At 57.3% G+C, this 6385-nt stretch carries 7 protein-coding genes and 1 pseudogene; 7 read left to right on the top strand and 1 reads right to left on the bottom strand.

Translation table 11 applies throughout. The annotated features are described in order from the left end of the window. The 3 genes from V8352_RS21090 to V8352_RS21100 form a co-directional block, all read left to right on the top strand. Positions 1–1519, top strand: a 1519-nt coding sequence (locus V8352_RS21090; protein WP_336426228.1) for a putative bifunctional diguanylate cyclase/phosphodiesterase, incomplete at its 5' end; no start/stop codon positions are given. A 97-nt stretch (positions 1520–1616) separates the two neighbouring features. Then, entirely contained in the window at positions 1617–2570 is a 954-nt protein-coding gene (locus tag V8352_RS21095; RefSeq protein ID WP_336426229.1) for a diguanylate cyclase domain-containing protein, read from the top strand. A 58-nt stretch (positions 2571–2628) separates the two neighbouring features. Next, positions 2629–3102: a beta-lactamase hydrolase domain-containing protein gene (locus V8352_RS21100; RefSeq protein WP_336426230.1), complete on the top strand. Its 474-nt coding sequence runs from the start codon at positions 2629–2631 to the stop codon at positions 3100–3102. Between the two features lie 36 nt (positions 3103–3138). Here the strand turns inward: V8352_RS21100 and V8352_RS21105 are convergent, their stop codons facing one another. Then, positions 3139–3447, bottom strand: a complete 309-nt coding sequence (locus tag V8352_RS21105; RefSeq protein WP_336426231.1) for an ArsR/SmtB family transcription factor — start codon at positions 3445–3447, stop codon at positions 3139–3141. Between the two features lie 117 nt (positions 3448–3564). Here V8352_RS21105 and V8352_RS21110 point away from each other — a divergent pair, with 117 nt between their 5' ends. The 4 genes and pseudogenes from V8352_RS21110 to V8352_RS21125 all read left to right on the top strand — a co-directional run. Beyond that, positions 3565–3999, top strand: a complete 435-nt coding sequence (locus V8352_RS21110; protein WP_336426232.1) for a YeeE/YedE family protein — start codon at positions 3565–3567, stop codon at positions 3997–3999. Between the two features lies 1 nt (position 4000). Next, on the top strand, positions 4001–4441 hold the full coding sequence (locus tag V8352_RS21115; protein WP_336426233.1) for a YeeE/YedE family protein: 441 nt from the start codon (positions 4001–4003) through the stop codon (positions 4439–4441). Next, a complete protein-coding gene (locus tag V8352_RS21120; protein ID WP_336426234.1) occupies positions 4441–5364 on the top strand; it encodes an MBL fold metallo-hydrolase in 924 nt (307 codons plus the stop codon). The genes V8352_RS21115 and V8352_RS21120 overlap by 1 nt, the downstream gene beginning before the upstream one ends. Positions 5365–5506: 142 nt before the next feature. Further along, positions 5507–6385 (top strand): annotated as a pseudogene (locus tag V8352_RS21125) (SulP family inorganic anion transporter); the annotation flags it as partial.

Consider the following 6385-nt stretch of genomic DNA (forward strand, 5'->3'; position numbering starts at 1 on the left):
TCGCCGGTCGGCTCAAGCACCTGCCCGCGTCACCCTACGACACAACATCTGGTGTGGTCGTGAACTGACCGGAGACCCGCACACCCACACAAACCGCGAAGAAGCCACATTTTCTGACGAAGACCGCGCCAAAATTGGCCATTTCCGCGATATTGCGCAAGAAAACATTCTGGACTTCGCGAAGAAGAACAAGCGGCTCAAGGAAGCTGGGCGGGATGCGGAGATCGACACGGTTACGGGCCTTTTGAACAGACGGGCACTATTGGACCGGTTGGACGAGGCAGTGGACTGGACGCAACGAAGAGATGGTGACAGCTTCGGCATATTCATTCTTGAGATTGATCGATTCAATGACCTCAGAAGCGCAGCTGGAAAGCTAAGGGCAGAAGCTCTTTTGCTTGAAGTGGGCCGTACATTGGCAAATCTCATACCTGCAAAATATATATACGGGAGATTGCAGCGAGGCACTTTAATCGCGATCTCGCCACAGTCAGCTTCGCCTGATATGTTGGTTGGCCTTGCGGCCTTGCTCACCTCTTCTTTTGACAAGCCTTTGAGTATCCCAGGTGGGCCTTTACCAGTTCGTGTGCGCATCGGTATCAGCCGATTTCCTTTGGATGGCAGCACCGGAGAAACGCTCATTGGGGCTGCCGAACAAGCCATGATCAGGATCCCCAAAGGAGTTAACAGCAGTTTTGCGCTCGCCGATCCAGAGCTCAACACTTCGATCATGGAAGAGCTCGATCTCGAACGCCGCCTCTATCTTGCGGTCCATGAAGAAAAGCTTTCGGTCGTTTATCAACCAAAGATCGAGGTTAGTACCGAGCGGGTCAGCGATGTTGAGGCGCTCGTGCGTTGGACCGATACGGAATTGGGAGCGATCTCCCCTGGTCGGTTCATTCCAATTGCAGAAAAAGTCGGCCTGATCGGCCGTCTGGGTGAATATGTGCTCAAACAAGCGTGCGAAAACGCGGCGAGCTGGACCGACGAAATGCGGGTCCCGGCAGGGATTGCAGTGAATGTATCCACACTGCAACTCGAAGATCCAACGTTTATCCACACGGTGCAGGATATTCTGAAATCCAGCGGCCTAAAGAGCCAACGGTTGATTCTCGAAATTACCGAAAGCGCCTTGATGTCGAACTTCGATGCGGTACTGATCAATATGTCGGCAATCTCTGATTTGGGGGTTCGCTTTGCCATCGATGACTTCGGCACGGGAAATGCCAATTTCAGCTACCTTCGTGATCTGCCGGTTTATGGCCTGAAGATTGACAAGAGCTTTGTTGACCATATTACAGAAGACGAGAGCCACGCCCGTATTTGCCAAGCAATGATCATACTTGGCCGAGCGCTCAATCTCAACGTTGTGGCAGAAGGGGTTCAATCCCTCGAACAAGCGACTTTCCTCAAGGCCTATGGCGTTAACGAATGGCAAGGGTATCACTTCAGCAAGCCGCTCAGTTCAGACGATTTTCTCAAGTTTGTTCAGGAACGTAACGCAAGTGTTCAGGGATGATTACCTGAGCTTTGCCATATCACCTCAGCAATTGAATCTTCAGATCACAAGACAAGAGACGTCCACCGATCTCAGAACTGAAAAGAAAGGCGCGATCATGCCCGATCTGGATAAAATCCTGCAAAGCACATTACTTGACCTGATCGACTCTACGGACGACACAATACTGATATTGGCCTCCAAAGGCATCGACCAACAGGACCCGTGCATTGTTTACGTAAACCCCGCATTCTGCCGGATGTCGGGCTATAGCAAAGACGAGATCATCGGGAAAACACGACGGATCCTTCAAGGGCCAGGCACCTGTAAATATGCGCTCGCCCGAATCGAAGCGGCGATCAAAGGCGGTAAAGGATGCCGGGAGGACTTGCTGAACTATGCCAAGGACGGCACCCCCTACTGGTTTGACACCCATATCGTGCCGCTGCACACCAATACTGACGACACCAAGTATTTCGGCGCGATCCAGCGAGATATCACGGAAAAACAAAGCGCGTTCGAGGATCTTGAACGCATAGCGCACCAGGACATTCTGACCGGCATCGCAAACAGGGCCGCGCTTCAGCAGCACATTGACAACCTGTCCGACGAAACAGGCATAACACCCGAAAAACCCTTCATGCTCATGTTCGACATGGATGGGTTCAAGGATATCAATGACACGCTGGGTCATATCGCAGGCGATAGGATCCTGCGCCATTTCGCGGAATATGTGACCTCGATCCTGGGGCCCGATGATTTTCTCGCGCGGCTTGGTGGCGACGAATTTGTTGCGATTTTGCAAGGTTACACACAGGAATCCGCTCTTTTCCTGGCCGAGCAGGCGGTCGCTAACCTTGCATCCAAGACAGTATGCGGTGCGGATAAAATTGGCGTGAGTGTCGGGATGACGCTCTTTCGACCGGGTGACGAACTGGAATGCGTGATCGCCCATGCCGATACCGCACTTTACCGTGCAAAAAATGCCGGCAAAGGCACTGTGCGAATCCACACACAAACGCCCGCCCAGTCCGAAAACGTGCGCGTCCAGCGTCAATCGCTCTCAACATGAACAGGGAACGATCGGCACCGGTTATGATCTAACCCCATCCAAAAAAGGAGAATAAGGAATGACCGGTTCCAAAGACCAAGGACAGAAGATTGCGACGCTCGACCCGACCCACACCGTCGCCCTGTTCATCCCCGATGTGGGGACGTTGGAGCAGGCGGCCTCGGCGGGCGCCAAAACCATAGTGAACTTCCGCGCGTCGGGAGAGGAAGGCGGGATATCGCCGGAGGAAGAGCATCAGCAGACCGAACGGCTTGGGTTGAACTATCTGCACCACCCCGTCACCGCCGACAGTCTGGATGCGGCACTTGTCGATGACTTCCGGCGGTCCCTGGACGATCTGCCTCAGCCGGTGTTCCTGCACTGCGCCTCTGGCAAGCGGGCCGGGGCGATGACGCTGATGGCACTGGCGGCGGATAAGGGTTGGGATGGCAATACCGCGCTGCAAGAAGGCAAGGCGCGCGGGATCGACCTGACGGAAGAGACGATCGGCCAGTTCGTGAAGTCCTATGCGGATGACAAGGCTGGGGTATAAGGTGCCAAGCACGTCCAGCAGGCCCATGCGCATTTTTTACTTTTCGGACGCGCAGTAGAGAGCGTGCAGCGTTTCCAGCACGGCAGCGGCCTCATGCCCCTTTACACTATAGTAAATCGTCTGACCCGCGCGCCGGCCTTCAACCAGCCCCGCTTCCTTAAGCTTCTTAAGTTGCTGGGACATGGTGGATTGCGACAGCCCACAGGCTTGGGCGAGATCACCAACCGATCTTTCGCTATCCAGCAGACGGCAAAGGATCTGCAACCGAGCCTCGGACGCCAACATGGTCATCAGCGCCGCTGCCCCGGCTATGCCATCGCCCAGAAAGTCGTCCGAGTAATTCATATTGCGTCCATTGAATATTACGCACGATTAATATTACGTACATCGAATATATAATCCTAAACAGACTGATACAAGGCCAACCCGACACCACCGGCGGGCGCATGACGGAGATGGAACATGGAAACCGAATTTGCCCCTTGGCTGTCGCTCGGCGGCGGTATGATGATCGGAGCCTCGGCAGTGCTGCTGATGGCCACCAACGGACGCATCGCAGGCATCAGCGGCCTGACCTCGAAGCTTTTTTCCCGCAGCAGCGACGGTGAGGCGCGGGGCGTCTCGGCGCTCTTCGTGCTGGGCCTGCTTTTGGCCGCGCCGCTCTGGCTGCTGGTCTCAGGCGATTGGCCGCAACAATGGGTGCCGTCGAGCCCGGTTCTGATGGCCGTCGCTGGTTTGCTGGTCGGCTTTGGCGCGACCTATGGAAATGGCTGCACCTCGGGCCACGGGGTCTGCGGTATTAGCCGGGGGTCGGCGCGTTCCATCGTTGCAACAATCACCTTCATGGCAGCGGCCTTTGTGACCGTTTTCGTCATGCGTCACCTGATCGTAGCCTAACATGAAACAGGTTTTTGCGCTTCTCGCCGGCTTGATCTTTGGTATTGGCTTGATCGTCTCGGGCATGGCCAATCCGGCCAAGGTGCTGAACTTCCTTGACCTCTTTGGCACATGGGACCCGAGTCTCGCCTTCGTAATGGGCGGCGCCATTGCGGTGACCGCGCCGGGCTTTGCCCTGCTGTTCCGCAACCGGCAGACGCCCTATTTCGACAACACATTCCGGCTCCCAACTCGCACCGATCTCGAACCCAAGTTGGTCACCGGCGCCACGATCTTTGGCATCGGCTGGGGCTTGGGCGGCTTTTGCCCAGGTCCTGCGCTCACCGCGCTGCCGATGCTGGCCACCGGCACGTTGATCTTTGTGCCTTTCATGTTGGCCGGCATGTGGGCCGCACGCCACACACCGAATCTGACACCCACACCAAAAGAAGGAGCCGCCTAATGAGCGACCACCTGAACACCCCCGTCGTGCGCCGCTCCCCCTCGACCGGCCCGGGCAGCCCCGACGTCTGGGGTATCTACGAGCCTGACACCGGGTCGATCCAATACATCTGCGCCGATCCGGCGACCAAGAAGGCTGCGTTGATTGATGTGGTCTGGAATTTCAATCCAAAGAACTATCGCTTCTCGACCGAGAGCATGGATCAGGTGTTGGATATCGTGAAGGACGAAGGACTGACCGTGGAATGGGTACTCGACACCCACCCCCATGCGGACCACGTCATGGCCTCGGCTCATCTGAAGGAGCGCACGGGCGCACCCAACGCTATCGGCGCGCTGGTGCCAGAGATTGCCAAGATCTGGGCCGACCTTTACAACCTGCCCGATGCATTTGATCCGGGTCGCGATTTCGATCACCTATTCCAAGAGGGACAGATCTTTAAGATCGGCGAGTTGGATGCAAAGGTGATGTTGTCGCCCGGTCACACGCTGGGATCAATTTCCTATGTCTGTGGCGATGCGGCATTTGTGCATGACACGCTGATGCAGCCAGATGCCGGCACCTCGCGGTCTGATTTTCCGGGTGGCAAGACAACTGAGCTTTGGGATTCCATTCAGGACATCCTCGCCCTGCCCGGCAATACGCGGCTTTACATCGGCCATGACTATGGCACGAAGGACCGCAACGAGCCGATGTGGGAGGCCACGGTGGATGAGCACAAGGCCAACAACGTCCACGTGAAGGATGGCACCAAGCGCGAGGACTTTATCAAACGCCGGCAGAAGCGCGACGCGACGCTTTCCTTGCCCGACCGCATTTTGGCGGCATTGCAGGTCAACCTGCGCGGCGGGCGGCTGCTACCAGCTGAGGGTGACGGCAACCACTACCTGAAGCTACCGGTGAACCGCTTTGACGGAGCCTAACCGGGCGGCCCTCCCTCTTGACGGATAGCCTGACATGAGTTTGCTCCCGCTTGCACGATACCTACCGATCCTCGATTGGGGCCGCGGTTATGATCGCGGTCAGTTCACCGGTGATATGGTGGCCGCCGTGATCGTGACAATCATGCTGATCCCGCAGTCGCTGGCCTATGCGCTGCTGGCCGGGATGCCGCCCGAGGCGGGGATTTATGCCTCCATCGCGCCGATCGTGCTCTATGCGATCTTCGGCACCAGCCGCGCTTTGGCAGTGGGGCCGGTTGCGTGGTGTCGCTCATGACAGCCGCCGCAGTGGGCAATATCGCGGAAAGTGGCACGGCGGGCTATCTCACGGCAGCGCTGACGCTGGCCTTCCTGTCCGGCGCGATGCTGCTGGCGCTCGGGCTGTTTCGGCTGGGGTTTCTGGCGAATTTCCTGTCGCATCCGGTTATTGCGGGGTTCATCACCGCATCCGGTATCCTGATCGCCGCGAGCCAATTGCAGCATATTCTCGGAATACAAGCCGAGGGCCATACGCTGGTCGAGATACTCACCAGCCTCTGGGCGCATCTGGGAGAGATCAATTTAATCACCGTAGTCTTGGGCGTTACTGCAACGGCCTTCCTGTTCTGGGTGCGCGGTGGGCTCAAGCCGCTGCTGCGGCGTGCGGGGCTCGGGTCGCGCATGGCGGATATCGGGGCGAAGATGGGGCCAGTGCTGGCTATTGTCGGCACCACGCTGGCGGTCTGGGCCTTCGATCTGGGCGCGAAGGGCGTGGCAATTGTCGGGGAAGTCCCGCAAAGCCTGCCGCCGCTCACGCTGCCCTCTTTTTCGCCCGACCTGCTGTCGCAGCTATTCGTTCCGGCGCTGCTGATCTCAATTATCGGCTTCGTCGAAAGCATCTCAGTCGCACAGACTCTGGCCGCCAAGAAGCGCCAGCGCATCGATCCAGATCAGGAGCTGATCGGACTGGGCAGCGCCAACCTCGGCGCTGCTTTCACCGGAGGCTTTCCGGTCACAGGTGGGT

Origin of the sequence: Roseovarius sp. D0-M9 (assembly GCF_037083805.1) — a bacterium.
In the GTDB taxonomy this organism is placed as follows: Bacteria; Pseudomonadota; Alphaproteobacteria; order Rhodobacterales; family Rhodobacteraceae; genus Roseovarius.

Excerpts from the sequence above, each read along its gene's own strand:
- V8352_RS21110 (WP_336426232.1), top strand. The coding sequence starts at position 3,565 with ATGGAAACCGAATTTGCCCCTTGGCTGTCGCTCGGCGGCGGTATGATG.
- V8352_RS21100 (WP_336426230.1), top strand. The coding sequence starts at position 2,629 with ATGACCGGTTCCAAAGACCAAGGACAGAAGATTGCGACGCTCGACCCG.
- V8352_RS21095 (WP_336426229.1), top strand. The coding sequence starts at position 1,617 with ATGCCCGATCTGGATAAAATCCTGCAAAGCACATTACTTGACCTGATC.
- V8352_RS21105 (WP_336426231.1), bottom strand. The coding sequence starts at position 3,447 with ATGAATTACTCGGACGACTTTCTGGGCGATGGCATAGCCGGGGCAGCG.
- V8352_RS21120 (WP_336426234.1), top strand. The coding sequence starts at position 4,441 with ATGAGCGACCACCTGAACACCCCCGTCGTGCGCCGCTCCCCCTCGACC.
- V8352_RS21115 (WP_336426233.1), top strand. The coding sequence starts at position 4,001 with ATGAAACAGGTTTTTGCGCTTCTCGCCGGCTTGATCTTTGGTATTGGC.